This is a genomic window from Paenibacillus sp. FSL W8-0186 (assembly GCF_037969765.1).
Classification (GTDB): domain Bacteria; phylum Bacillota; class Bacilli; order Paenibacillales; family Paenibacillaceae; genus Fontibacillus; species Fontibacillus woosongensis.
The window spans coordinates 3,377,275-3,403,988 of sequence record NZ_CP150207.1 but is presented as its reverse complement, the minus strand read 5'-3'; the positions used below and the strand labels follow the sequence as shown (position 1 = coordinate 3,403,988).

The following is a 26,714-nucleotide window of genomic DNA, read 5'->3' as shown; positions in this document are numbered from 1 at the left end:
GGCAGGCTTGTTCATATTTTTACTAGTAAAGGGTTATCTCTGTGTAAACAATGTGAACATGGAAAGGAGTTGCCTGCATGATTCGGCCTTTTCGTTATGCGCTTAAGGATCAAACCCCTATTTATGTGTTCGTTTCGGTGCTCTTTCTCATGGGGGTTGTGTTTGGCGCCTTAATGGTCAATGCCCTGACGTTAGAGCAGCAGCAGGACTTGTCCCGGTATTTGGGCAATTTCTTCATTTCCATTAACGAAGGTGGAGCCGGTTTTCACCCGATGGCATTTTGGGAGGTCGCCGTCCTGCATTTGAAATGGCTTGGTTTGATCTGGCTGCTCGGCTTATCAGTCATCGGATTGCCGGGCATTCTTATTTTGGACTTCCTGAAGGGGGTTCTAATCGGGTTTACGGTTGGCTGTCTCGTCGGCCAATTTACCTGGAAAGGGCTGCTGTTCGCCCTGGTGTCCGTTGCTCCGCATAATTTAATCATTATACCGGTGCTGTTGATCAGCAGCGTCGCTGCTATCGGTTTTTCGCTGAATATTATCCGCAGCAGAGTGCTCATGAACCGCAGCGGCAGTGTTGCTGGGCCTTTTGTGAATTATACAGGGGTGACCATGGCTTTGGGTCTAATGATGCTGGCTGCCTCGTCTTTCGAAACGTGGGTAACCCCAGTGATGATGGCATGGGTCACCCCGATGCTTGAATCCAGCCTGACACTCTAGTAAAATGTTTGACTTTGTTGATTGACACCCCCTATAATGAAAGAAGCGATTGTAGATATTAGATCAATGAGCGGCGATTCCTGGGGGAGGGAGAACATGGAAGCAAAGATCGACAAAATCAAGCAGCAGTTACAATCCCAGGGTTACAAATTGACGCCCCAACGGGAAGCTACGGTACGGATATTGCTCGAGAACGAAGACGATCATCTTAGTGCGGAAGATGTTTTCATGCTCGTCAAAGACATAGCTCCTGAAATCGGTCTTGCGACCGTTTACCGTACTTTGGAGTTGCTAAGCGAATTGCATGTCGTGGAGAAGATCAACTTCGGCGATGGCGTTGCCCGCTACGATTTGAGAACCGACACGAGCAAACATCATCACCATCACCTCATCTGCGTACAATGTGGTGCCATGGATGAGATCCGCGAGGATTGGCTTGGGCCACTGGAAGAAAGACTGGAGAAAGAGTTTAACTTCACTGTGCTCGATCACCGTCTTGATTTCCACGGGATTTGTTACCGCTGCAAAGACAAGAACGATAACAATCCTGAGTCCGGCAATAAGAAATCTTAAGTCCGCTTCTTAAAGCTCCGCACGGCCGCCGCGCTGTGAGGGGCTTTTTTTAAACGGAGCCACATAAATCCTCTTTGACTTCTATATACTATTATCAGGCGCCTGTCCGACTAGGTTCTGCTGGTTGGAAGGCATGAGTTCGGGTAAAGAAATAGGAGAGGGAGAGGCTTATGGTAATTTCAGTTCGAAAATGGCTACGGAGCGTCAAGTTTGGGATATTGTTCATTGCGCTGGCATATTTGCTGTACAAGATGCTGGGTACATTCGGCGGCTATCTGTTTCCAGAGGATAAATACCGTATTCCAGATGGCTCGGCCATTAAAGCTTTTCAAACGGAGCGGGCCGGCAATTATGGAATTGAATTTATGGCGGATCGATTAAAGCTGTTTTATTGGTACGGAGAATAAATGAAGAACTGGGGGCGCGAAGCTTGGAACAGTATATTGCCCCGTTTATGGGTTATTTGACTGATCATAAGAGGTTAAGCGCGGCAACGCTGGAATGTTACAAGCGGGACGTAGAGCAATTTATCAGTTATTCACAAGAGCGCGGGGTGAATGAGCCCGCCCAACTGACGAGGGCAGGGGTGAAGCTTTATTTTACGATGCTCGGCCATTCTGGAAAAGCCCCGGCAACTGTGGCTAGATCCGCGGTGTCGCTGCGCGCTTTTTTTACATATTTGCAGCGGGAGCGGCTTTTGGATCAGGAGCCGGGCGAATGGATTGAGGCGCCAAGAATCGACAAGTCCCCGCCGCAGACGCTGACTGTGGCCGAGGTTGATTTGCTGCTGGACATGCCAGATGTGTCCCAGACCTCCGGGCTGCGTGACAAAGCGATGCTGGAGCTAATCTATGCGACAGGAATCCGCGTATCCGAGCTTATTGCGCTGGATGTCAAGGACGTCGATACCGCTATGAAATTTGTGCGATGCTCTGGCGGGAAGGAGCGGATTATCCCTATGGGGACCGTTACGGCTGAGTGGCTGGAGAAATATTTGAGGGAAAGCCGCCCGAAGATGTTAAGCCGGTCCGACACCGAAGTACTGTTCCCTAATGCAAGGGGAGATCGGCTCTCTCGCCAGGGTTTTTGGAAAATCGTCAAGAAGTACGGCAGAGAGGCTGGGATCGAAGCGGACATTACGCCGCACACGCTCCGTCATTCCTTTGCCGTGCATTTGCTGGAAGGCGGCGCTGACGTAAAGTCGGTGCAGGAAATGCTAGGACATGCCGATATGGTTACCGTGCAGATGTATTTAAGCAAGCGCAAACCCAACTTGAAGTCTGTCTATGAGGCATTTCATCCCCGGGGTAAGGCGCAGGCCTTCGATTCTTCAACTGGACAAACGTAATCATATGATATTTTATACAAAGGAGATTAATGACAATGACAACGATATTAACGCAAGGAATGATTCAGGAAGCCGCGGATTATATTCGTTCCAAATCGGGTGTGGCGCCGAAGATCGGCTTGATCCTTGGCTCGGGCCTGGGTGTGCTGGCTGACCATATCGAGGAGGCTGTGAGCATCGCCTATAAGGATATTCCTTATTTTCCCCAATCGACGGTAGAGGGGCATGCGGGCGAGCTGTTGATTGGTACGGTGCAGGGAACCCCTGTCGTGCTGATGAAGGGCCGCTTTCACATGTATGAAGGCTACGGTCCGGAACTGACGGCATTTCCGGTTCGGGTGATGAAGGCGCTTGGGGTGGCAAAGCTGCTTGTTACAAACGCAGCAGGCGGAATTAACACATCCTACAAGCCTGGCGATCTGATGCTGATCTCGGATCACATCAATATGACGGGGAGAAACCCGCTCGTAGGTCCGAATGATGCAGAACAGGGTCCGCGTTTTCCAGATATGTCGGAGGCCTACAACCGCAAGCTTCGCGAGATTGCCAAGCAGGTAGCCAAAGAGAAGGAAGTACCGCTGCAGGAGGGCGTCTATGTAGGCTTGTTAGGGCCATCATACGAAACGCCTGCAGAGATTAGAATGTTCCGTACTCTGGGAGCAGATGCCGTAGGCATGTCCACGGTATCGGAGGTTATCGTAGCCAGACATGCTGGCATCGAGGTGTTGGGCATATCCTGTATCAGCAATATGGCTGCTGGCATTCTGGATCAGCCGCTTTCCCATGAGGAAGTGATCGAGACGACGGACCGGGTTCGTGAGAAGTTCCTTAACCTCGTGCTCGGAATTATCCCCAAATTGTAACATTGGACTAGCGTCAAACTATAAAGATTTTATCGGGCGTTCTCAACGATCTTGCCAAGATCGGAGGGGGCGCTGTTTTTTTTGCTTCGACAGGAATATATTGGCTTTCTTTCGCCGATACTAGGTTAGCAGAATCCAATATTTTGTAAAATATGTTGAAGGGGGACTATTCTTGAGCAAGCGGCTGATAATTTGGAGCATCGCAGTTCTGCTGATTTTCCCGGCCTGGCCGGCGGCCATGTCCGCCAATCACGGCGGGGCGCATGAGGATGGGGATGTTCTATTGGCGGAAAATGCCAATTCCGCCGTGTTAATGGATGCTGATACGGGGACAATCATTTACGAGAAGAAAAGCCATGACAAGCTGCCGCCAGCCAGCATCACGAAAATCATGACCATGCTGCTGACGATGGAGGCGATTGAGAAAGGCACCTTGAAGCTTTCGGATAAAGTGACTACAAGCGAATACGCAGCTTCGATGGGCGGTTCGCAAATATTCTTGGAGGCAGGGGAACAAATGACCGTGGAAGAATTGCTCAAAGGCATAGCAATGGCCTCAGGCAATGACGCTTCTGTGGCGATCGCCGAGAAAATCGCCGGATCGGAAAAAGGCTTTGTCAGGCTAATGAATCAGCGGGCTGCCGAGCTTGGAATGAAGAATACGCAATTTAAGAACTGTAACGGTCTTCCTGTCGAGGGACATTACAGCTCAGCTTATGACATTGCCATCATGAGCCGGGAGCTGCTGAAGCATCCGGAGGTTACGAAATATACGGGGGCGTACCAGGATTACTTGCGGCAGAATACGCAAAAGCCGTTCTGGCTTGTCAACACGAACAAGCTCGTCCGCTTCTACACCGGCGCGGACGGATTGAAGACCGGTTATACGTCGGAGGCCAAATTCTGTTTGGCGGCCACGGCGCAAAGAGATGGCCTGCGGCTGATCGCCGTTGTCCTGGGAGAACCAAATACGAAGACGCGGAACAGTGAGGTTTCCGCCATGTTCGATTACGCCTTCTCCCAATATGCTCTGATGCCGATTTACAAGGCCGGCGAAGTGATCGGAAGAGTGAAGATCCAAAAGGGACAATCCTCAATGCTGGAGCTGTCTGCGGCCCGCCAACTGAATGTGCTGGTCAACAAGGGAGCTGCCCCGGGCAGCATCACTCATAAGCTTGAGGTACCTGAGAAGCTTGCTGCCCCGATCAAGAAAGGCCAAAATATCGGGAAGCTGATCGTTTATCAGGAGAATAAGGTTATCACCGAGTTCCCATTGAAATCACCAACGGATATTAATAAGGCAGGTTGGTGGACGATGTTCAAGCGCTCTGCCTCGCATCTGTTTTTTGTAGATTCATAGGGTTTTTCTTCTAGTTTTGTCAGGCGGAAGGAATTCTGCTGGGGCTTATCGAATTGTTGTGTTCATGTCAGGGAGGAGAGTGAACAGACGTGAATTTACATGTGGAAATGGTAAGGCACCGCGAGACGCTGATCGTGCGTTTAAGCGGAGAGCTGGATCACCATACGGCCGACGACGTCCGTATGCGAATGGATGAGGAGATTGCGCGGGGGGATTGCCGCCATCTAGTGCTTAGCTTGAAGTCCTTGGAATTTATGGACAGCTCGGGTCTGGGCGTCATACTTGGAAGATATAAGCTAATTAAGCATAAGGGCGGAAAAATGGTGCTGTGTGACGTAAACCGCTCGGTATACCGGCTGTTCGAAATGTCGGGTCTCTTCAAGATCATGAGCATTTTCGAGAATGAGAGCGATGCGCTCTCTGAATTGGAGGTCGCATTATGAACCAGTCCGCCAGCAATTTCATGTCGCTGCAATTTGCCGCAAGATCGGAGAATGAATCCTTTGCCAGAGTGACGGTTGCCGCATTTGTATCGCAGCTCGATCCCACCATGGATGAAATTACGGATCTGAAGACCGTTGTGTCCGAAGCCGTAACGAACTGCATTATTCACGGATATGACAACGATCCCGATGGAATCGTCACGATTTCAGCCCAGATTGAAGGGGATACCGTTACCTTGGTGATAGAAGACAAAGGACGGGGAATCGAAGACGTTGAGCTTGCCAAGCAGCCACTCTATACGTCTAAGCCGGAGCTGGAGCGTTCGGGGATGGGCTTTACGATCATGGAGAATTTCATGGATGAGTTTGACGTTGCCAGCGAAATGGGCGGAGGCACGTCCATTCGGATGAAGAAGAGGATTGTATCCAAGAAAGCTTTATATAATTAGGGGTTGGATCTATGGATGCGGATGTGAAGCAAACCTCAAGAGAGTTTTTGGATGATGCCGAAGTGAAGCGGTTGATTGCTCTGAGCCAATCCGGGGACCATAGTGCACGGGATCGGCTGGTGAACTGCAACATTCGGCTCGTCTGGTCGGTAGTGCAGCGGTTTATGAATCGGGGGTATGAGCCCGAGGACCTGTTCCAAATCGGCTGTATCGGCTTGCTGAAATCAGTGGATAAGTTCGATCTCAGTTATGACGTCAAATTTTCCACATACGCCGTTCCGATGATTATCGGAGAAATCCAGCGGTTTCTGCGCGATGACGGGACGCTTAAGGTCAGCCGCTCGCTGAAGGAGATGGCGAACAAGGTTCGCAAGAAGAAGGATGAGTTATCTAAAGTACTGAATCGCCTGCCCACGGTTAAGGAAGTAGCGGACGAGCTCGGCTTGACGCCGGAGGATGTCGTATTTGCCCAGGAGGCCAACAAACCGCCGACCTCGATTCATGAGACGGTGTTTGAGAACGATGGCGATCCGATCACACTGATGGATCAAATCGCTGATGAGTCCCAGGAGCGATGGTTCGACAAGCTGGCGCTTCACGAGGCGATACATGGCTTGTCCGACCGGGAGCGGCTGATTGTATATTTACGTTATTACCGCGATCAGACCCAGTCTGAGGTAGCAACCCGGTTAGGGATTTCCCAGGTGCAGGTATCGAGGCTGGAGAAAAAAATCCTGCAGAACATTCGCGACCAAATTGCCCAATAACACAGCAGGGTTAGTTTAGTAAGTACAGCAGTCGCACTAAACGGCTTTCGGTTAAATACCGGAAGCCGTTTTTTATATTCAAAGAGGGCAAGGTGTTTTGCTGGGTTGCGAGTAAATCAGACTCCCGCTTGGCATACTATGGACAATTCGTCCTGGAAAGAGGTGTTAGGATGAAACAGGGAACAGCTACGATATATTTGCAGCTGCGCAAGCATGTCAAGCTTCCGCTCGGCCAGGATGTGCGGCTTCGGGATGTTGCGCGCGTTCTAGCTGACCCGAACATTGAGCCGAGACTTCTGGACATTGTCCTTAAGCAGCCGCGGGAGCAGGACGGCAATCTTGTTCTGATCGATATGCTGCAGATTATATCGCGCCTCCAAGAGCGTATTCCGGATATTCAAATAGAGTATATGGGCGAGCCTCAGGTATTGGTGGAGATGGTCGGCAAGGAAAAAAGGCCGCTGCTGGTTCTGTTTCTTGCCGTTTGGCTGCTTCTATTCTTCGGATCGGCGCTGACGATTATGAACTTCCACGCGGATGTCAGCATGCAGGCGGTACAGGTACGGATCGTGGAAATGATTACGGGAGAGCGGGATGAACATCCGCACTTGTTCCAGGGAGCCTATTCCCTTGGCATCGGCTTCGGGATGGTGGTGTTCTTCAATCATTTGTTCAAGAAAAAGTGGAATGAAGAGCCTACTCCTCTCGAAGTGGAAATGTATCTATATCAAGAAAACCTCGATCAATTCGTCATTACCGAGGAATACAAGAAGATGCATAAAGCGGCAGGACGGGGGGAGAAGGACCCTTGATTTCACCCTGGTCAGCGGCGGTGCTTGTCTTTCTTGGGTTGGCCGGAGGCGTTGCGGTGGGAGGGGGGGTCATTGCCCTTTTTATCGTTCTAGACGTCATTCCGAGACTTGCCCAAGTGACCCGGACGTATGACAAAGTACATTGGTATGAAGGAGCCATGGTCAGCGGAGCGTTCATCGGAACCGTAGCCGATTTCTATCAGTGGCATATGCATGGCCCTTGGCTGATTAGCGGCTTTGTCGGTTTGTTGAATGGCATTTTCGTCGGCCTGCTCGCGGCAGCCTTGACCGAGGTGCTTAACGTCCTACCGATTCTCGCCAAGAGGCTGCGGATGCAGCATTATTTGCTGGGGCTGCTGCTGGCGATGGTATTCGGCAAAGTAGCCGGTTCTTTATTTGAATTTTTTGTTTATACACCTTAGAGCAGCAAGGCTCAATTGATGCGAGTCTAATGGAAGGAGGCAAAGGATATGACGGATCGGGAGCATAACGAATATTCACAGGAGCAGCCGGAATTTATTCCATATCCGGAGGAACACTCTGACGAGGAGACGGACGGTGTTAACAGAGAGAAGGGGCAGGGGGACGAGAACAAAGAGCTGCGGAATCAGAAGGTAGAGAACGAGCATTCCGATACGATTGAGGAATCGGTCGTATATTGGCAGAAAAGCGGCAGGATTAGCGAGGATTTAGATACGACGAAAAAAACGCTGGAGGAGGTCGTCGGCCTCGGCAAGAGCTTTGATATTGATTTTCGCGAAATGACCTTCGGGGAAACGCGAACAGGTTTGTTCTTCATCAGCGGCTTTGCGAAGGAGGATATTTTACAGGAAATTTTGAAACGCTTGACATATTTGTCGCCCGATAATGTATCTTCCGGGGCGCTGCATGCTTTTTTTGACCTTTATATCCCGCATATCCAGGTAAAAAAGATCAATAAGCTGAGCGATGTCATTACGATGGTGCTCAGCGGAATGAGCGCCTTGTTCATTCATGGGGAGCAGGAAGCGTTAGTGATGGATACCCGGACGTACCCGGTACGGAATCCGGAAGAGCCATCGCTCGAACGTGTTGTGAGAGGGGCGAGGGACGGATTTACCGAAACCCTGCTGACGAACATTACGCTTGTCCGCCGGCGGCTCCGCGATCCTGGCCTCACCTTTGAATTGCATAAGGTGGGGCGCAGAACGCAAACTGATGTATGCATCGCTTATATCGATGATATTGTTGATAAAACGCAGGTCGATTCCGTACGCGAGAAGATCACATCCATTGATATCGACGGCATTCCGCTAGCGGAAAAACAATTGGAAGAAGCGATCGTGCGCAAGGGCTGGAATCCGTACCCGCTGGTCCGGTATTCGGAGCGGCCGGATGTCGTTGCTTCGCATATTCTAGAAGGGCGGGTTGCGCTCTTTAGCGATACATCGCCCAGTGTCATTATTTTCCCGACGACATTTTTTGATCTATGCCAGCATGCGGAGGAGAACAGGCAGACGGCATTTATGGGCAGCTATTTACGCTGGGTACGGTTTGCCGGCATCTTTGCTTCGTTATTTTTGCTTCCATTATGGCTCCTCATGGTGATTCATCCCGAGCTTAAGCCAGCTGCGCTGTCATTTATTGGCCCGCAGTCCCAGGCTAAAATCCCGCTGATCGCCCAGTTTCTTCTGATTGAATTCGGCGTAGATCTGCTTCGGATGGCTGCGGTACATACGCCGACTCCGCTTGCTTCGGCGATGGGTCTGATCGCGGCAATACTCATTGGAGATATTGCTGTGAAAACAGGTTTGTTCGTCAACGAGGTCGTGCTGTATATGGCTGTCGCGGCCATTGGAATGTTTGCCACGCCGAGCTATGAGCTGGGGCTTGCCAACCGGGTGATTCGGCTGGGCTTGCTTATCGCTGTTGCGATCTTCGGCGGTCCGGGGTTTGTCGTTGGCGTGACGGCCTACATTGTTTGGCTGACGCTGCGGCGGTCCTATAACTCCTCCTATCTGTGGCCGTTTATACCGTTTAATGCAAAGGCAATGGCCGCCATTTTTTTCCGCTTGCCGGTCATGACCTCCAAACAAAGGCCATCCTTCAACAAGACAAGGGACCGCACTCGCATGCCGCGTAATGAGTAGCGGATAAGGTTGTCCGTAAAAAAATACAAATGATATTCACAAAAATCCATTTTTCAGTTCACCTAATGTTTGCTATACTGGTGTAAAAGTTGAAAGTGGAGAGTGCTAAATGTATTTACATGGTACTAGTAAAATTAATGCCAAAGGGCATCTCGAAATCGGCGGCTGTGATACCGTCGAACTGAAGCAGCAGTATGGTACTCCGCTATATATCGTTGATGAAGCACTTGTACGGCAAAGATGCCGCGAATATATGGATGCTTTCAAGCAATCCGGCCTGTCTTTCCAGGTAGCTTATGCGAGCAAGGCTTTCTGCGTGATGGCGATGTGCAGAGTTGTGGAGGAAGAGGGCCTGTCCTTGGACGTCGTTTCGGAAGGGGAGCTGTATACGGCACTGCAAGCCGGGTTCCCGGCGGAGCGGATTCACTTCCATGGCAACAACAAAACGTTGGATGAGCTGGAAATGGCCATTAGCGCGGGCATTGGCTGCTTCGTTGTGGACAATTTCACGGAGCTGCATATGCTGCAAGCGATCGCTGCGGAAAAGGGCATCGCTGTGAACGTGCTCCTGCGTGTGACTCCTGGTGTGGAAGCACATACGCATGAATTCATTTCAACAGGCCAGACTGACTCGAAATTTGGCTTCGATATTGGGAACGGCTCGGCGAAAGAGGCGGTAGAGCTTGCCTCCGGAAGCTTGAATCTGCGTTTGCTTGGCCTGCATTCTCATATCGGTTCGCAAATTTTTGAAGTGGAGGGCTTCGAGCTTGCCGTAGAGCGTGTTGCTCAATTTGCGGCGGACGTCAAGGAGACGCTTGGCGTCGTGTTCAAGGTCGTCAATCTGGGTGGAGGCTTTGGAATCCGTTACACCGAGGAGGATCAGCCGCTGCATGTATCTCAGTATGTCAAAGCGATCACAGATGCAGTGAAGAAGTATTTCGCGCTAGTCTATGCGCAAATTCCAGAAATTTGGGTTGAGCCGGGCCGCAGCATTATCGGCGATGCCGGTACAACGCTGTACACGATCGGCTCGACGAAGGACATTCCCGGCGTACGCAAATATGTTGCCGTTGACGGCGGGATGACGGATAACCCGCGTCCAGCGTTGTACGACTCCAAATATGAGGCCATGCTGGCGAACCGGGGCAATGATGACAATGAAGAGACGGTGTCGATTGCCGGCAAATGCTGTGAGAGCGGGGATATGCTCATTTGGGATCTGGAGCTGCCTAAGGCAAACCAGGGGGATCTGCTTGCTGTATCCTGCACAGGAGCGTATAACTACGCCATGGCCAGCAATTATAACCGTATCCGGCGTCCGGCGGTCATCTTCGTCAAGGATGGGGTTAGCGACGTTGTCGTTAAGCGCGAGACGCTGGAGGATATCATCTCGTGCGATGTCATTCCTGAGCGCATTTCCAAGCAGCCCTCGTTTAAATAAGGCTTAATCGTTCCGCCGCCAAAATTGGCGGCGGATTTTTTTGCTCATAACCCGATTTCATAGTAAACTGTAAGAGGTTTGTCTCACTGAGAATAAAGAAGGAAGTGATCCGATATGAAAAAAGGCAAGATCGTACTGGAAAAAGGCGGAGAGGTAGAAATTCAATTTTTGCCGGAAGAAGCGCCGGGCACTGTAGCAAACTTCGAGAAGCTGGCTAACTCCGGCTTCTATAACGGACTAACGTTCCACCGTGTTATCCCTGGTTTCGTGGCCCAAGGCGGCTGCCCAACTGGAAACGGCACAGGCGGACCTGGCTACACCATCAAATGCGAGACGGCTACGAATACGACGAAGCACGAGCGTGGCGTGCTGTCTATGGCGCATGCGGGCAAAGATACGGGCGGAAGCCAGTTCTTTATCGTTTATGAGCCACAGCCGCATTTAAACGGCGTACACACGGTGTTCGGAAAAGTGACCTCCGGCATGGAGCTTGTGGACGAAATCCGTCCTGGCGACAAAATGAAGGAAGTTACCGTTTGGGACGAAGCGTAATTAAACGAAGATGTAGAAGGATGGCATCGATCGGGAGATCGGTGTCATTTTTTATTGGGGATAAATATAGTTGAAATAGCCAATAGGAAAGAGAGAACACAGGATAGGAAGATCCTGGTTCTCTCTGAAGTTAAGATTAACAGACAGATTTGGATTACTTCCGAGCGTCGGTGGCTTCGTCCTTAACCTCTTCACGGAAGCCTTCGATACTATGCAAACGGCGTTCATTTTTAGCCTCGATTTGGGCCTTCTCTTCGCCGCTGATTTCATCGGCATGCTCGCTTAAATAATCCTGTCCTTCACGGAAGTTTTCAATGGTATCCTGGATGGCATCCTGTAATTTCTCCACGTTATCGGAACGATCGTCCGGTTTGGCCACAATAATTACCTCCTTGTCAGCATGTTGTATGTAATTTTCCCGCCGACAAACGCTTTTATGCAAACTGGGCAGCTTGGTTATTTCTGTGCAATTACTCCTGCCCGAAAGAGTATCGTTAAGGTGTCGTAAAAATCCTGGCTTCGGCCATGGACGGTATTTAATACAGGGTTGCCGTTCTTATCCTTCATTTTACTTAGCTCATCAATAGCGGGTTGGGCATAAGCAGGGATATGCGGCAGTGCAGCTTTTAGCGTTAAGCTGGCTACTTGCTTCTTAAGCTCGTCAAAAGCTTGTTTCTCATCTGCGGTCATTGGCTGTTCCACCGTTTCATTATGTTGTAGTCGTTCTAATTCCTGCCTGATGGCAGGAATAAATCCTTGATTGGCTGCGGCCACTGTATTGCCATGGCCCCAGAAGCTTGTACCTGGACATGTCTTTGCGGATAGGCCAGGAGTGTAGTCCGGCAATCGGATGCCGGAGCTCGTAAACCAGGCATGGTAAGCAATGTGATGGGTATCAATGGGAATGGACAGCTTGTCACATAAGCAGGCATATACATGGACGACGGACCGCTGCTGCTCCGCAGTCATCACGTCATGATGAGCGTCAAAATTGCCTATGATCTCCATGCAGATCCATCCGCTATTCTGATTGACAATGCCTGCTGGCGTCTGGTTCAAATCCCTGTCCAGGGAAATGGCGATCCGGCCGTCTTCCATAATGGTGATGTTTTGGCCGGTCGCTCTCCATTTGTTGGTGTTAACATGGTAGTTCCGCATTCCCTCCAGGCAAGCAAAAGCATCCTGATGCGCAATCCCGTTGCTCTTTTTGCGGGTTGTATAGTTCGGGGAGGCGGTGTGGTGCACCTGCAGCTTGCTGATGCTCCTTGTAATAGTCTGTTTCTGCAGCCAGTCACGGAATTCCGAGCGTTCCATCAGCAGAAAATGGCCTTGCTGCTTCATTATTGTCTCCTTGTAATTGTACGTTTGATCGTAGTTTATTTTACAGTTTCATTGTGTTTTTCTTTGCCTTTAAGCATGGCTATTTTCTCTTTAATGAATTCTGGAAAGGGAAGCTCCAGTCTTCCGTAATTTTCAGCCAGTGAAATAATTTCATTAGCATACCAGAAATAAATACTTCCGATCATGACGGCATTGGTATTCATCACAATGTCCACATGGTGCGCGATCAGCACGGAAAGTAGCATCAGGCCTTTCTTGATCAGACCCCAGAATGACGCAGTGCTGGCGATACCCCGGCCCTCCTTCAGGCTGGCGAGGATGCCTGTGATGTAGTCAGAACCCATGAGAATAATTAGTAATGTCATTGCTGGACTCCAACCTCCATATGATTGAGCGATTATACTCCCTGCTACGCCAAAAATGCCGTAGAATCCAATTTCTTTGGCCGTCAGCGGCTTGAGATAGGTGAGGATCAAACCTTTGATCTCGAGTAACTTAATATAGTTGTTCATCATTCCATTCCCTTCGCTTTGAAAAATGAAAGAGACCTCTCACGATGAGAAGTCTCAAGGAAAAGCTACAATATATACACATAACCCTGCGAATCTCCATTAGGATCGTCAATGACAATCCGGCTCTTTAAGTCGGCAGCCCATTTCACTCTGACTCTGATTCGTGATGATAGATCAAGGTGCTCAGTCTCAGGAATGGATAGCCTCGCCTTTAAATAACCCGATTTAACAAACAAAGTACCTGGCAAGAGCTGCTTTTCAAAAACTCGAATATGAGCAGCAATATCTTTAAAATCAGATTTCTGAACAAAGATTTTGGCTGGCAATATTTTTTCTCCATTACCAACAACAAAAATCTTTCCTGGTAGATACTCGCTCTTTACTACGGAAATTCTAGCGCTTAGGTAAGGGTTTTTTACAGCGACTATTGATTGTAGATCATGATCCTTTTTAACCCTAACTACCATCTTAGAGGTTAAACCAATGACCCTTTTTTGTCTTACAATCAAACGTGCGAACGCGAATTTCCTATTAACAAACATAGTGGATGGAATATCCCCTGCACCCTTGATTAAAACACTAAGCTTTGCAGTCAAATCATCTGTAGCAAATTGCCGTACATTTATCTTAGATGGTATTACAGGGTCTTTAACAGCCAAAGTGCCATCAATAACACCCATGTTAGCAATTTTGACTCTTGACTTGATATTTTCTCTAAACCATACCTGATTAACATTGATCTTCGCAGCAACTGATTTATCCATGTTCTGACGAACAAGTAAATGGTTGTTTCTTAGGTCTGCTTTTTCGTAGGTGTAAACAGTCTGATCAATATATTCAATATCAAGCATTGGAATATTTCGGCTTTCTCGGGAATAGAACCGCTTGTAGTATTGTTCACTCTCATCCTCAAGCTTAATGATAAAGCCATTATTCTTTTTATTACCCTCATACCAATCCTTGACAATATCCGTAAAGTCAACGACTAAATAACCTCCAGCATTACCTACATCGAGTTCAGCAATCTTACTGATCGGTAATGGTTGGTTATCCCACGTAATCCCTCGTTCATTCCATTCACGATCTAATTCATAAATCTCGACCTTCTGAACAGGGGTTCCTTCGAGCTCATGAAATAATTTAAAGTGAGCAGATTTAATGATTTGATCTGCTGGCAATGCAGATATATCGAACTCAACAAAAGAGCGATACTTCTCATTAAATTTAGAGTTATAACCAACATATAAATCATGTTCTGTGCCATAGTTGAATTTTGGGGTGCTTTCACGGACAAAAGCATCTTTTATTGGTGACAATGAGAGTGTTTTAGTTGGTTGTTGAACAATGTTAACAATAGCACTTGCCCGATTATTGATAGGAATATTGATTCGGCACGCTAGGTTATCGTGTACCTTGATGCTTACAGTTGCTGGCAAATCATATCGATAGACTCCACGAACATCTACATAGCCTGTAGCCTTATTATGTGGTGGTATATAGAGCTTTGATGGTAAAGATGTGCCGTAGGGAACAATCAAGGATGATTTGATTTGGTATCCGTTGCCGTCTACGAGTTCGAAGAGCTCTAGTTCCCAAAGATATGGTCTCTCAGTCGTAGTCATATATAGTCTGTAGTATCTAAATAATTTATTGTGTTTTAGGGAATTGAGTTGATGGTAAAATTCATTACCTGACCATATAGCAAATAATTGTTCGTCAACTGTTTCCCAGCTCAATCCATCAAAGCTTCCTTCAATACGAAACGCTCTTAACCCAGAGCTTGAGGAGTGTTTATAGAGGTGATATCCCGAAATAGCCTTTGCATTTCCGCTACCCAAATCGATTTGAGCATAAGTACCGATACCATATGGTCTCCATGTATCGCTCAATACACTTCCTATTTTTATACCATCAAATAGCTTCCATGCAGTTGGCGTTGCTGGTTCTGCTGTTCCAGTACCAGTTGCTACATACGGCGCTGGAGTATTTGGCGAAGCCATCTCAGGAGTTATTTTATTTAACGAATAAGCATTTCTAGGGATAATTATATACTTCTCATCAGTCTTAGGAATATCGTCAAAGTACATATTAAAGTTATAGAAGGAGGGAACATTGATGCTATTTGTTGATAGAGTGGCTCTAACTTTTAATCGACCGTTGCTTATGTCTGTCCCCAGCGGAACGTTTTGAATTGAACTTCCATTAATCAAAGGCTGCCAAGTAGACCAGGTTGCTCCACTATCTAAAGAGATGGATGTTTCTACGATGACACTTGTTTCATAAGGTGTCTCTTCCATCCAAAAAGCATTGTTTGTTCTTAGCGTCCCTACCGAAGAAATATCATAGATATGCTCTCTATACCCTGTATAGCTGTGACCCGCATATATTTCACCTTCAGAGACAGTAATAATCCCTGGAGTATTTTTTAACAGACTAAACTTAACGTACCTTGCTCTTACCCCCGTAAACGCATTGAGAACAACATATTGCTGATTTAAGCCAGTGCCCTCTTTACTAATAGACCTAAAAGTATTTCCATCACTACTAATCAAAATCTCAACGTAATGTTGAGTAGTGTTTGTAGTTGCCCCAGTAAAAAATTGGGTTCCACCAATAACCATTTCCGAACCTAAATCAACTGTAATATCTTCTTGAAGAGTGCTTGCATACCTAAAGAAGCTATTCTTATTTCCATCAGTAAACATTATATTATTTACATCTGAAGAAGTTAGAGCTGCATTCAATGTCTTTGTATACGGCTTATTCAATGCCAGGTTCGTCTGCATGTTTCTATTTACTAACGTTAACTTCCCATACCCATCCACATATATATCTGAGTTACTAAAGTATCCTTGCTGCATATGAGCTTGAGTTTGCTCAACTATTCTAAACATTTTTCACCTTCTTCCATTGTATTGGAATTTGATGTAGCCATTTAGACTACATCGCATTTAGCTAATACCTCAAACATCCCACCTGACTGAGATTGATCTGTTGTCGTAACTCGAATATAAAATGGAATGGTTTCTCTCGTATCCAGTGTTTGATTAAAGCTAAGTGTTTGTTGAGGTATGAAAGGAAGATCGGTTTCACTTAGCTCAACTCTAAATCCTTGAGACGGATTTGATATTGATAATTGAATATTATTCACAGCATAGTCATAGCAATTTTCTAGTAATATTTCTTTGGGACTAGTAGTTTGACCCGCAACAATTGTTCCAAAGTCAATGAGCATAAGGGTGTTGCCTTTATTATCGGAATAGTAATCTTCAGTGCCAGGATCTTTAAAATATATATTGTTTTCTGGTTCGTGGAGGAACTTATACAAAAACATAGAATTAGGGGCAGCTGCGGCCTGAGAATAAAGCAACAACGAACCATCTGGAGAAAATTTAAGCTCATATGGTGTATTAAATGGTTCCATATCCACAGGGTTGATATGTACTTTTTCATCGATTATACCAGCATCTTTATCAAAGTTATAAATTGAGAACCGAGGATAATTGGCTGTAGATTGAGCCATGACAAGATATTGATTTTTCTTAGAAAGTACTAGATGCCTTGCAGGGGCTGTATCCATATCTATAGTTACAGAAATGGGTGTGCCTATTGATCCCGAATTGGAATCGAAGGGGCAAATTAGAATATATGGAGCCGTTGTCCTACTGAAAATTATAAACTTCTCATCGTTGGTTACTGCAAAATCTACAATATTAGTAACTGTAAGGGGAGAAGGAAGATTTAAGGTATTTGAACTGATTACACCATTAGAAAACAAATATATTCTAAAAGTAATGTTTGATGTCGCTCCACCGGTACCCTGTTGGCAAAATAAATAATTTTCGTTTTTAGTTAAATAAATTTTTCTTGGATAATAAGAAGTCCCGATACTCGATAATATTGTTAATTTTTGAGTAGGATGATTGGGATCAAACTTACAGCATTCCAATGCATAGTTGTTGCCCTTGAACAAATACTTACTATTATCTGTAATATAAACAGCATTCGTTCTTTTATTGGTTTCTCTAAAGATAAGTGTGTCATAATCTTGTGTAATCCTGTTGTATTGATACACATCAAAAGTAGAGACTCCACCGCAGAAAAAGTATCTGTCATCTGGAGAGAAGGCGGCTTGGCTATCCACCCTTGAATCTATTATCGTATTCTTAAAAAATGGTGTCTCCTCTAAAGTTTTTTGAGATTGATTAATTTTATACAATCTTCTTCTGTAGGCGTTATTGTCGTGGACAGATAAATAAGTATTGTTATTAGAAATCACTCCATTGTATACTTGCGATGCATTATTTCCAGCTCCTATAATTTGCAATGTTGGATCTATCGCTAGAGGGAACGTTCTACCACTATCCTCAATCCATGCATAAGGCGTAAAAATTTTCAGACTAATTACGTTCCCGATCTTGATCACTTTATACAAGCATTGAACACTTTCACTTCCGTTGACTTCATAGGCAATTGGCGGGGGCAAAGTGAAAACAGTTTCGCCAATATTATCCCTAAACTGAATCTCTGATGAGGTTTCAAACTCATCCTGCTGAAGCGTATCGCCTACATACATTTCAATATCTGTAGAGAAATCAATGATCCCATCAACGACAACACTAATTTGTCTGCCTGGCAATGTATGATTATAGACTGGTTTAGAGTTCAAAATGGTATTGTGCTTCAACTCGCCAGCATTCACGATGAACTCATCGTCAATGTCAAGCAACAAATCTTTATAGATGACTTTATTGCCGTCAATCTCTGCCTGAGCATCATTGATTCTTCCAAACCAATCTTCATTGCCATGCTCATCTGCGAATCCTACTCCGAAAGGAGTCCACTCAAAAAAACGATCTCCAACAACCACTTTGACCGGCGCGTACTCGCTAATATTTTTCTTGAAATAAGTTTTAATCAAGTTCGTATTATTCTCAAATTCATATCTGTAATCAGAGCTTGAAGTAACCTCTAATTCCACGTCTTGCTCAATGCCGTTGTTATCAACATATTTTGGCTTCGGCAGCTCAATAGCCTCTAATTTATTTATTCCTAGGCTCATATGGTCACCTCCTTATTGAATAATCCAATTTAGTTCACTAGCAACATTCTTCTTTAGGGATGTTTTAATTCGATCAATCTCTTTGCCATTTTTTCTAATAACAAAATCGCCAGTTAGACTCTTGCTAGAAACCAATCTGAAATTAAAATGAAGAGGACTATCATATGGAATCACGCATTGAGCTTTAAACTGTAACTCATTATTTTCTCTATCTATACCCACTTTATATCCAAACGTATAGCTTGTGATTGTAGTGCCTCTTACTGATTGCAGAGTTGAGGGATTTAAAAAAACTTCAGCGGATTTATAAGAAATCACATCATTGTAGTAGATTTGATTACCAGTCAGTGGTATTGTTTTATCCTTGGTTTCAAAGAAAAATTCATACATTTTTCCATCGACTCTGAAAGTGCCACCCCAGACCTCATAATGAAATCTTCTTCCGAGGCCTATTATTCCAAATCTAAGAAGTCTATCTTTATCAATTGAATCAAATAAATTACCTTTCTTGTCATCAAAGTTATACTCGGTTAAATATGTATTATCATCATACTCAGCAACCCAAATAAAATCTTGTTCAACTGGTGAGCATGGATGGATGTTTCGCAACATTTTAAATAGCCTCCCATTGTATTGGAATAAATTAAAAAAGGACACCTTTGTAGGTGTCCCAAATCAGTATTGTTTATTTTTCTTGTAAATCAAGGGAACTGGTAGGATACACGAATCAAGAAGTCAACATTACCAGCAGTTGCTAAAGTAGGAACGTTTGCGACAAAGGTTAATTGAGCATAATTCTGCTTAGCTCCAGCAACCGTACCGTTATTGACCGCCCCAGAAATAATGCCAGCTCCTACGCCCTCTGCTTGAATTGTTTTTGAGTTAGTTCCTCCGATTGGAGTAAATGTGTTTTCCCCCATTGAATCCACTCGAACTTCAATCCAACGACCTGTCACTAACTCTCCTGTATTTCCACCATTTTGATCATGAGTAGTAACTGTGCATTGTGTCATATCTGATACAGCCGAAGATTGCCCTCTATTATTCCATACTAAAATTGAGAACTCTCTTGAGAAAGTGCCTGCATCAACTGTGTCAAAATCTAAAAGGCTAACTGGGGTTGTTCCATTTGGCTGTGTAAATTCAACCTTTGGTGCTATTGCCATTTATAATCTCCTCCTAAAATTAATAAAACACTCTAAAAGAGTGTTAAATTTGTATATCGATTTGAATGGTAATACCATGAATCTCGGAGTCCAGGTCCGTTATATTAAGCCTGAAATAGTCGTTGGCATTAACTCTATGATTTGAAACTGTGTGCGTATTAGACTCCAAACTGCCTACCGGAAAGCTGATATTATCGGTTAGAATATTGTCCCAGATGCCATTGTTTTTGAAATTGGCCTCGGAGATTTTTTGTATTTCAATTTCGGTGGGCTGAAATGAGCCGCTATGCAGACAGAATGCTTTAACATTTTTTATTTCTCCGGCAAAAGGAAAAGAGCTGATTAGCGGCGGAACGCCTGTTAATTTCGGTTTTCCTACCAGGAACATTAAAGTTTTAAGCTCTAATTTATCATGGAATGCAATAAAATCCTCTTTGCTCATTAATCCATTTACGGTTCTTGAGGCAATAGGGAAGGCCATTTGGGTAAAATTCTCAATGAGAATCCAACTGAACCCGTCCCAGCGGTATATGTTCCCTGTGTTTCGAACCATGACCGTCCATCCCAGCTCAGGTCTTGGGTAGGTTGTCGCCAGATCGCCGTAATTATTAACTGGAGCCTTGTAGATCTTCATGGCATCCCGAATGACAACAAGCGCCTGGTCTGCGGCATTTAAGGCCGTTTGAGCCGCTTTGTTGGCATTATCCGCGGAAAGATTGGCTCCTACCGCAGCCTGTGTCGCCGCGGCTATAGCATGGTTAATCTCAACAAGCTTCGAATTGTACTGGCTGAGATGATGCAGCATCTCGTCAATAATGTCTTGCAGCGTTTTAACGATATCGGGACTTCGTTCGACCATGGCGTACACCCGGGAAGCGGGGAGCAGAATTTGCCCTTTGCCCTTATACTCGCAGAGTAGCGTTTTTCCTTCATGGGACGGATGGAACTGAATTTGCCCGTTTCCGTAGTTGACGTGGAACTCATCCGGCTCTAGCGTATTTTTATGGATAAAGTCCTCGATATGTACCTCAACCATTCCAACGATGCGAACTCTGTCCTGGGACGAAGGAATTTCTAACAATGTAATGATGCCATTAATGACCGGGAGAGAGTCCGCACGGTCGATATACGGCGGGTCACGCCAGATGACGATCGACGGATCGTTGTATTGCAACTGCGTTTGCAGTCGTGGCATTGAATCACCTCCTTATAAGTACTTGAATTGGTACCTGAATTGGATATTGGCATTACCAGATAATTTCAAAATGTTCAAGCCTACAGGCAAACTTAAATAGTTATCATTGAAGCTTGAGTATCTATAGGTGGATGCCAAGCTGGTTTCGATGTCTTCCTGCTCGTTGTTGATATAGACGGTTTCTTGATCGATAAGGTCGGTCAATTTAAATTCCTCAGCTTTGCTGGACAGGTTCACGATGCTAAACTCACCATTACCTTCTTTGGTAATCCAAATTTCCGGTTTGCAATCCACATCTCCAGTATTATTGATGACGATTACAGGTTCATAGGAGAAGGTAATCTCCTCAAATACTGGAACGGCAGCGTAATCCGGCGAAGATATGATGACTCTATACATCATTTGCAGGTGATCTACTTTATCGGTGGGGGAGAGGTCAGGAATAGCTCCACCGTTGGTGCAAATTCTCCATTCCGTCCAGTCCGCACCTTTAGTAAAAGAAAGCCTGGTTTGGACGATGATTTTCGAACCAGTCGGGGAAGAGGACTTCCACGAAACTTTTGTTAGTGCGCCATCCACTTGTAAAGGTACAGTGAAGGGGGGAGATGTCGAAATGCCTTGCAGATTGCCTAGTTGCAGCCAATTCATATCATCACCCTTTATTCTATTTTTCCAAATGGACGGAACATGGTCGAGACCCCAGCTTCACGCCACTTGGCAATGCGATAGCTTGACCAGGCGACAGTTCCGTCATTCGTAATATAGCCATTCGAGGTTGCCCACACCGGTTCAAACATCCCCGAGTCACCAGCTACAGTGCAAACATAGAAACGACCGTTATCGATTGTGGGGAACACGATTTCGTTCTGAGCATAAGCCTTATTAGCGGTCCAGGTCGTTGCTGCTTTGGTGTCTTCCACTTCAGTTCCGCTGGTCACGGGGAAGGCTGGTTCCTGCACAGCTGAATAACCGGCTTGAATGCATTCATAGTAATGTCCGTTTTCTGCCGTAGGGACGATAGTTTGGCCAATCGAGTAGGAGGTTAGGCCTGTCCATGCTGGAGCAGCTCTTCCTGTACGCGTGCAGATCCATCCGGCATATGATCCCGCTGCTGGCCGGTCGTTCCAAATCCGATCCCGGATCGTATGAATTCCGCTTGTGGGCGGTGCAGGTGCATATCTTTCCGCAGCCGCATCGATGATGTCGAAATTTTGGCTTAAATCAAAAATGGTTTGATGTGTTTCATCCGAATGTTCCGGCTTAATGAGTCCTAAACGAGTAGTTAGTGTTGACATTGCAATCTCCTTTCCTTACAGGTCGGTCCAGCGCGTGCCGGAAGGAATATTCGCCCATGTTGTCTTTGATGGATTTAAAACGAGATGGCCAGCAGGATCAACAGCGGTTCTCTCGTGCATATGATTTGAAAAATGATTCATCCGGTTTGTAAACGATTGGTCCGTCCAATCGTATTTCTTGGATAAAATGCGCGGTGAATACGCATAGGGTGAATCGCAGCGAAAGGTAAGCGTGATGTAGCCATGCTGCAAGCTATTGTGCACTAATGCGGGTTCATCCACGACCAAGGCATAGTAAATTTTCTCAGGCTCCACGCCTAAGTCATTCGTAAAGAATAGCGGCTGGTAGTAATCGTGTTCGGTCAGCCATCTCGCCACTTCCCTCAGCTTTTGTGTATTAAATCTTTCCTGGAAAGCAAAAGAAACGTTAAATCGCAGAGGATCTTTCTCTATGCCTTGAAAATAGGGCTGATCTCTTCCTTTGATGGAGACCTCATGGATTTCACGGCTTGCCGCCAAAGGTTCTTCTGACATCCCGCCGCCGCTTAGGCTGACATTTAAGATGCCAAACTCAGCCGACACTCTGCCCGCGTATGAAAAATATAACGAATCGCGAATAGTGATATAGAACACCTCCTTTCTAAGGATAAAAGGTTATTGTTTGAAATATTTTATTTTTAACTGCTGAATTTCATTTTTTCGTTTCCTGTTTTGATGGTGGTAGTTACGTCAGGGATACAGGTTTGTACGGTAGAGCCAATCAAAGCAATGGCTTTACCATCTAATTTCCCCTTGGTGCTTCCAGAGATAATCTGTCCTTGACCACTATCTTGAGTTGGAGAAGTGGCCGTATATCGATAAGAATCATTGCTCGAAGGAATAGAAGAGGTTGCCTCCCACTGCTCAATTGTTATATCCCCAACTTTTGCAATATTACTACCTTGAACTTTCATTCTCGAAGAAGGGGCAGAAATATAGCCCGTAATTTTAGCATCTATGCTCCCAGTGCTAGGGTTGGCCTCTGTCCAGTATCCACCGCTATATCTTCTACAGTTACCGTTCTCGTCATATCCTCCAGTGCAAGTTCTTGGTATATATTCTTCAATCTTATATGTCACATGTCCAGGTGCAATAACCTCATATATCTCAGATCCATTAATGGTGACTCCGGGCATTTAAAATTACCTCCTATAACATAATAGAGTAAGAAAAAAAGCCATATAAGATGCCCCTTTTAAAGGTTAAATCTATCATCATGTGAATACATACTCAGTTCCAGAAAAACTGATAGTGCCAGCAGCTTCTAGTTTAATACTATGAGCCTTTATCGTAATATGGCCCTGGCCGTCCGATTGGATCGTAATTCCGTTGTCGGCCAGATCGATGCTTCTTTCGATCGCCGAACCGCTGGAATGATAGGAAGTTTTTAATCCGCCGTCGTATTTATCGATTCGTGATTTGCCGCCCATGCTTCCATCATTCCCGTCCCCAATCCCCATTTGAATAAATGGAGTAGCGCGATCTTCATCACCATCTAGTCCAATGATCATTTTGTCCCGTTCATCCATGTCATAAGTCATGACCGGCCAACTCGTTACCTCTGTTGTCATTTGTCCGCTTTGGGAAGCGTTGATCCAATAGAGCAGTCTGCCGTCAGGGAGGGATTTATGCACAGCAGAACCAGGTTTAATATTTCCTCTAATGAACTTTTGCGTATGGCCGTCAATCCGGATGTAATCCATTGCTCTTTCTCGGATCTGACCGGTCAGGGTAGTCATTCGGGATGCTGTCAGATCGGTGACAAAGCCGTCCATTGCAGTTACGATGTTGGCCGACAGCAGATCCGTGTCAATGGCACCGGCGCCTACGATATCCCAGTTGTTCATGAAAATCTTCTTCTGTTCGCTATCGATCAATAGTTTGTTGTGTCCATCAGTAACGATTAATTTCTTGAACTTTGCCGTGCCGTCCATGGCTATGCTAGCAATGGCATCGTTAAACTGTTCCGCTCCAAACCAAAGTCCATGATCAGGATACATCTTGATAACCCCGCCAAGCGCATCACGCAATACGAGGGAGGAGCCTTCAATATGACCATCTTTGAATAGTGAGTTTTTTATTTCAGCGTTATTAGCGAATAAAGAGTCCAGCCAGCAATTGCCGAGCATGTCTACACGAAAAGGGGCGTTATCCCAAATGCTCGCGCCCACGCTTATCCCATTGCGGTCGGCGATGAACACTCGCTCATCTTCACCAACCCGCAAATTGCCGATCATATATAGATCCCCGTCCGTGGAGGTATAGAGCGTTTTTTGGAAAGAACCATTACGATTTCGCTCTAGTACAAGGCCCTCATCGGCAGTAATATTCACCCGGTTCAGGATCGTTGTGTTGTTGCAGTCCGTTGGAGAAGCATAACGATTTACAAAAATGCCGAACTTATCCGGGGATTCGGACAGCAAGCCAAGCTTGAGGACTTCCCGGCCACAGCGGTCATCGATCATGAGCCGAGAGCCTTCGATCGTAAAAACTCCTGTCGTATCGCCGATGACGACCCTTTGGCCGAGGATGATTTTACCAAGCACCATTTCAGCAATCACACCGTCGGGGGAGATAGCAGTCTCGTACTTCAATCCGCCCGAACGCGTCAAACCCAATACGCCATGGGTTGCGCGCAGAAATCTTAAAGGATCATTAGGGTCGATGATCGTAATGCCTTTGCGGTCGATCACAACGTGTTCATTGGAGGCCATATTAATATCATTGGTGACCTTGTTCCAGAAGTTCTCGAACAACTGCGACATTTCGGACACATCGACGATGGCTTTGCCCCATTTATGCTTGCTGGCGTCAACGATGATATTCGTATTGGTCGAGTTCTGGATGAATTTCTCCATATCCTTGCTGTCGTCGCTGACGTCTTTAATATTGGATAGGGTGAGGCTGATTTCTTGGCCTTCGTAGTCGTAGCTGATACTTACAATCCGCGCCGTGACATATGTATCCGTAGGTTCGTACTTGATATTTACAAAATCGCCGAGTACAAGCTTATGCCAATTGCGCTGCTCGCCGACGATTTCCAGAAAGTTCACGATATCGATATCGATCGAAAGCTGAGGCTGCTGCAGTTCTCGCAGTTTTTCCTGAGCCGCTTCATAAAGATCATGCTCGTCGACGTATACATCGTCACTGAACTCCCTCTCTATGACAAACTCGTTCAGCTCCTGAAGCTGAGCAGGGGAGAAGTTGTTGTCGGCTGCTAAAGCAACCTGAACGGCATCGATCTCATTTTGGATATCTGCGATTTGAGCCTTTTTGTTGTTGATTTCAATTTCCTTCAGCCGCAGCTGATTCTCCTTGTGATCCAGGCTGTATCTCTCCACGATGGTCTGCTCATTGCCTGAACCGGTCCATTCGTCGAGGCTTATGTTGGCTACCTGGATGAAAACTCCTGTATTTCCCCCTTGGAGCGCAACCTGAATGGAGGCGACGTCCTTCACTTTGCCAAGCATAGCCCATTGTCCGGAGGGCAGGCTTCGAAGCTGCCCATTGAGATAGACAGATAGACCAGCTGTGTTATCGGCTTTGAACAATACGGCATAGGCATAAGTGCTGTTTACTTCAAAAGTGTGCGAGGAGCTTCCGGTATGCACATATTTTTCGAAAAACATTTTGCCATCAAATTGCTGGCTCAGCATCGTGTCTGTTATGACTTTTTCGTTGTTTTTGAGCCTGTTGTGGTCAATGTCTAGTTGATTCAGCTCATCCCCATAGCCCTGTCGCTGCTTAATGTAGCTTTCAATCAGTCCCGTCTTCGATTGCACAAGCTCTTCGTAATCAAGCAGGGCGTGGCAGAGGGAGTCGCTCATATGAAAAGAAGAAGAGAGGACCGTTCGCTGGTCATCTCTGCGAAAAGGGTATACAAAGTAGCTGAAGCTCTCAACGTACCCTTGACCCGTTGGATTGACGTGATGGATCGTCAGATCATCTTTGCCTTTAGCTGTAAGCCTGGTCACCATTTGGTCGGCCGAAGTTTGTTTATTCATGCTTTTGAGATACTTGCCGAAGCTGAACGTAAGGCCTCGATTGAGACCGAACAATTCCGGCTTTTTGAAGCTTAACGTTCTTGCATCCGTATTAAACTCGACGATGGCATTATATTTGTCAGCAATCGAATAAATAGCGTCCAGAACTGTACTCGACTGAAACTCAAAAGCACGATAGGAAAGGTCGAAATCGGCATCGATATAATCGATGTCCCATACGGTATTAGCGAGCATATCCGTCAGCACCTGCCGGCAATAGTACGCCTCGACGCTATAACTCTTGATCATTTTGTCAGTCAGCATGTGATAGGCGGAATAACATTTTACCGTCATGCTTTCCTGGTCATTCTCGGAAGCTTGGGACAGGCTGACCACGATAAACCAGTCGATTTTCTGGCCGCGGACGACTTTAATCAAATATCTCTCACGGATGAGCTCGGCATATTTGTTACTGATCAGCTTATGGTGCCAATCGATTTGCAAAGGGATGGTGAATTCTAGTTCGCCAACCTGGTTAAGCGGCTCCTGGATGGTATCATTATAAATATGTTTCAGTTTGCCAATGATTTCACGGTTTGGTTTACAAAGAAAATACTGCGGTTGTATCGGCTTTAAGTTGTAATCGATCTCTCCGAGCACGT

General features: G+C 46.0%; 27 protein-coding genes. 14 read left to right on the top strand and 13 right to left on the bottom strand.

Features of this window, described 5'->3' with window-relative positions:
• Nucleotides 1-77 precede the first annotated feature (77 nt).
• The 14 genes from spoIIM (at nt 78) to MKX50_RS15320 (ending at nt 11,456) form a co-directional block, all read left to right on the top strand.
• A complete protein-coding gene (spoIIM, locus tag MKX50_RS15385; RefSeq protein WP_213590548.1) occupies nt 78-719 on the top strand; it encodes a stage II sporulation protein M in 642 nt (213 codons plus the stop codon).
• A gap of 96 nt (nt 720-815) precedes the next feature.
• Nucleotides 816-1,292 (top strand): Fur family transcriptional regulator, encoded by a 477-nt coding sequence (locus tag MKX50_RS15380; RefSeq protein WP_055107708.1) that lies wholly within the window; start codon nt 816-818, stop codon nt 1,290-1,292.
• Nucleotides 1,293-1,462: 170 nt separating this feature from the next.
• Nucleotides 1,463-1,699, top strand: a complete 237-nt coding sequence (locus MKX50_RS15375) for a DUF4227 family protein (RefSeq protein WP_213590549.1) — start codon at nt 1,463-1,465, stop codon at nt 1,697-1,699.
• 23 nt (nt 1,700-1,722) lie between these two features.
• Nucleotides 1,723-2,640, top strand: coding sequence for a site-specific tyrosine recombinase XerD (xerD, locus tag MKX50_RS15370; RefSeq protein ID WP_213590550.1), 918 nt, complete (start codon nt 1,723-1,725; stop codon nt 2,638-2,640).
• Nucleotides 2,641-2,675: 35 nt separating this feature from the next.
• Nucleotides 2,676-3,503 (top strand): purine-nucleoside phosphorylase, encoded by an 828-nt coding sequence (locus MKX50_RS15365; RefSeq protein WP_213590551.1) that lies wholly within the window; start codon nt 2,676-2,678, stop codon nt 3,501-3,503.
• 172 nt (nt 3,504-3,675) lie between these two features.
• Nucleotides 3,676-4,863, top strand: coding sequence for a D-alanyl-D-alanine carboxypeptidase family protein (locus MKX50_RS15360; protein ID WP_244996379.1), 1,188 nt, complete (start codon nt 3,676-3,678; stop codon nt 4,861-4,863).
• Nucleotides 4,864-4,952: 89 nt separating this feature from the next.
• Nucleotides 4,953-5,306 carry an anti-sigma F factor antagonist gene (gene spoIIAA / locus MKX50_RS15355; protein ID WP_213590552.1) on the top strand — a complete coding sequence of 118 codons (354 nt, stop codon included), beginning with the start codon at nt 4,953-4,955 and terminating at the stop codon, nt 5,304-5,306.
• Nucleotides 5,303-5,755: an anti-sigma F factor gene (gene spoIIAB / locus MKX50_RS15350; protein ID WP_213590553.1), complete on the top strand. Its 453-nt coding sequence runs from the start codon at nt 5,303-5,305 to the stop codon at nt 5,753-5,755. The genes spoIIAA and spoIIAB overlap by 4 nt, the downstream gene beginning before the upstream one ends.
• A gap of 11 nt (nt 5,756-5,766) precedes the next feature.
• Nucleotides 5,767-6,522, top strand: coding sequence for an RNA polymerase sporulation sigma factor SigF (sigF, locus tag MKX50_RS15345; protein ID WP_155610174.1), 756 nt, complete (start codon nt 5,767-5,769; stop codon nt 6,520-6,522).
• A gap of 170 nt (nt 6,523-6,692) precedes the next feature.
• Nucleotides 6,693-7,334 carry a stage V sporulation protein AA gene (locus MKX50_RS15340; protein ID WP_213590554.1) on the top strand — a complete coding sequence of 214 codons (642 nt, stop codon included), beginning with the start codon at nt 6,693-6,695 and terminating at the stop codon, nt 7,332-7,334.
• Nucleotides 7,331-7,756, top strand: a complete 426-nt coding sequence (locus MKX50_RS15335) for a stage V sporulation protein AB (RefSeq protein WP_213590555.1) — start codon at nt 7,331-7,333, stop codon at nt 7,754-7,756. Before MKX50_RS15340 ends, MKX50_RS15335 begins: the two co-directional genes overlap by 4 nt.
• A gap of 48 nt (nt 7,757-7,804) precedes the next feature.
• Nucleotides 7,805-9,463, top strand: coding sequence for a spore germination protein (locus MKX50_RS15330; protein ID WP_213590556.1), 1,659 nt, complete (start codon nt 7,805-7,807; stop codon nt 9,461-9,463).
• A gap of 109 nt (nt 9,464-9,572) precedes the next feature.
• Nucleotides 9,573-10,904, top strand: coding sequence for a diaminopimelate decarboxylase (lysA, locus tag MKX50_RS15325; protein WP_339157314.1), 1,332 nt, complete (start codon nt 9,573-9,575; stop codon nt 10,902-10,904).
• Between the two features lie 114 nt (nt 10,905-11,018).
• Complete coding sequence (locus MKX50_RS15320) at nt 11,019-11,456, top strand: peptidylprolyl isomerase (protein WP_155610169.1); 438 nt, start codon at nt 11,019-11,021, stop codon at nt 11,454-11,456.
• Between the two features lie 154 nt (nt 11,457-11,610).
• On the opposite strand, the gene tlp is transcribed toward MKX50_RS15320, so the two are convergent.
• From tlp to MKX50_RS15255, 13 genes are all read right to left on the bottom strand, one after another.
• A complete protein-coding gene (tlp, locus tag MKX50_RS15315; protein WP_339157313.1) occupies nt 11,611-11,835 on the bottom strand; it encodes a small acid-soluble spore protein Tlp in 225 nt (74 codons plus the stop codon).
• Between the two features lie 77 nt (nt 11,836-11,912).
• Nucleotides 11,913-12,797 carry a peptidoglycan recognition family protein gene (locus tag MKX50_RS15310; protein ID WP_339157312.1) on the bottom strand — a complete coding sequence of 295 codons (885 nt, stop codon included), beginning with the start codon at nt 12,795-12,797 and terminating at the stop codon, nt 11,913-11,915.
• Between the two features lie 35 nt (nt 12,798-12,832).
• Nucleotides 12,833-13,312: a phage holin family protein gene (locus MKX50_RS15305; RefSeq protein ID WP_244996380.1), complete on the bottom strand. Its 480-nt coding sequence runs from the start codon at nt 13,310-13,312 to the stop codon at nt 12,833-12,835.
• 62 nt (nt 13,313-13,374) lie between these two features.
• Complete coding sequence (locus MKX50_RS15300; protein ID WP_339157311.1) at nt 13,375-16,203, bottom strand: DNRLRE domain-containing protein; 2,829 nt, start codon at nt 16,201-16,203, stop codon at nt 13,375-13,377.
• Nucleotides 16,204-16,244: 41 nt separating this feature from the next.
• Nucleotides 16,245-18,371: a hypothetical protein gene (locus MKX50_RS15295; RefSeq protein ID WP_213590561.1), complete on the bottom strand. Its 2,127-nt coding sequence runs from the start codon at nt 18,369-18,371 to the stop codon at nt 16,245-16,247.
• A gap of 12 nt (nt 18,372-18,383) precedes the next feature.
• On the bottom strand, nt 18,384-18,983 hold the full coding sequence (locus tag MKX50_RS15290; protein WP_213590562.1) for a hypothetical protein: 600 nt from the start codon (nt 18,981-18,983) through the stop codon (nt 18,384-18,386).
• Nucleotides 18,984-19,072: 89 nt separating this feature from the next.
• A complete protein-coding gene (locus MKX50_RS15285) occupies nt 19,073-19,537 on the bottom strand; it encodes a hypothetical protein (RefSeq protein ID WP_213590563.1) in 465 nt (154 codons plus the stop codon).
• A gap of 43 nt (nt 19,538-19,580) precedes the next feature.
• Nucleotides 19,581-20,732: a hypothetical protein gene (locus MKX50_RS15280; RefSeq protein WP_339157310.1), complete on the bottom strand. Its 1,152-nt coding sequence runs from the start codon at nt 20,730-20,732 to the stop codon at nt 19,581-19,583.
• Nucleotides 20,733-20,744: 12 nt separating this feature from the next.
• Nucleotides 20,745-21,380, bottom strand: coding sequence for a hypothetical protein (locus MKX50_RS15275; RefSeq protein WP_339157309.1), 636 nt, complete (start codon nt 21,378-21,380; stop codon nt 20,745-20,747).
• Nucleotides 21,381-21,391: 11 nt separating this feature from the next.
• Entirely contained in the window at nt 21,392-22,027 is a 636-nt protein-coding gene (locus tag MKX50_RS15270; protein WP_339157308.1) for a hypothetical protein, read from the bottom strand.
• Between the two features lie 15 nt (nt 22,028-22,042).
• Nucleotides 22,043-22,660 carry a distal tail protein Dit gene (locus MKX50_RS15265; RefSeq protein WP_213590567.1) on the bottom strand — a complete coding sequence of 206 codons (618 nt, stop codon included), beginning with the start codon at nt 22,658-22,660 and terminating at the stop codon, nt 22,043-22,045.
• Nucleotides 22,661-22,704: 44 nt separating this feature from the next.
• On the bottom strand, nt 22,705-23,202 hold the full coding sequence (locus MKX50_RS15260) for a hypothetical protein (RefSeq protein WP_213590568.1): 498 nt from the start codon (nt 23,200-23,202) through the stop codon (nt 22,705-22,707).
• Nucleotides 23,203-23,280: 78 nt separating this feature from the next.
• On the bottom strand, nt 23,281-26,712 hold the full coding sequence (locus MKX50_RS15255) for a phage tail spike protein (RefSeq protein WP_339157307.1): 3,432 nt from the start codon (nt 26,710-26,712) through the stop codon (nt 23,281-23,283).
• Nucleotides 26,713-26,714: the final 2 nt, after the last annotated feature.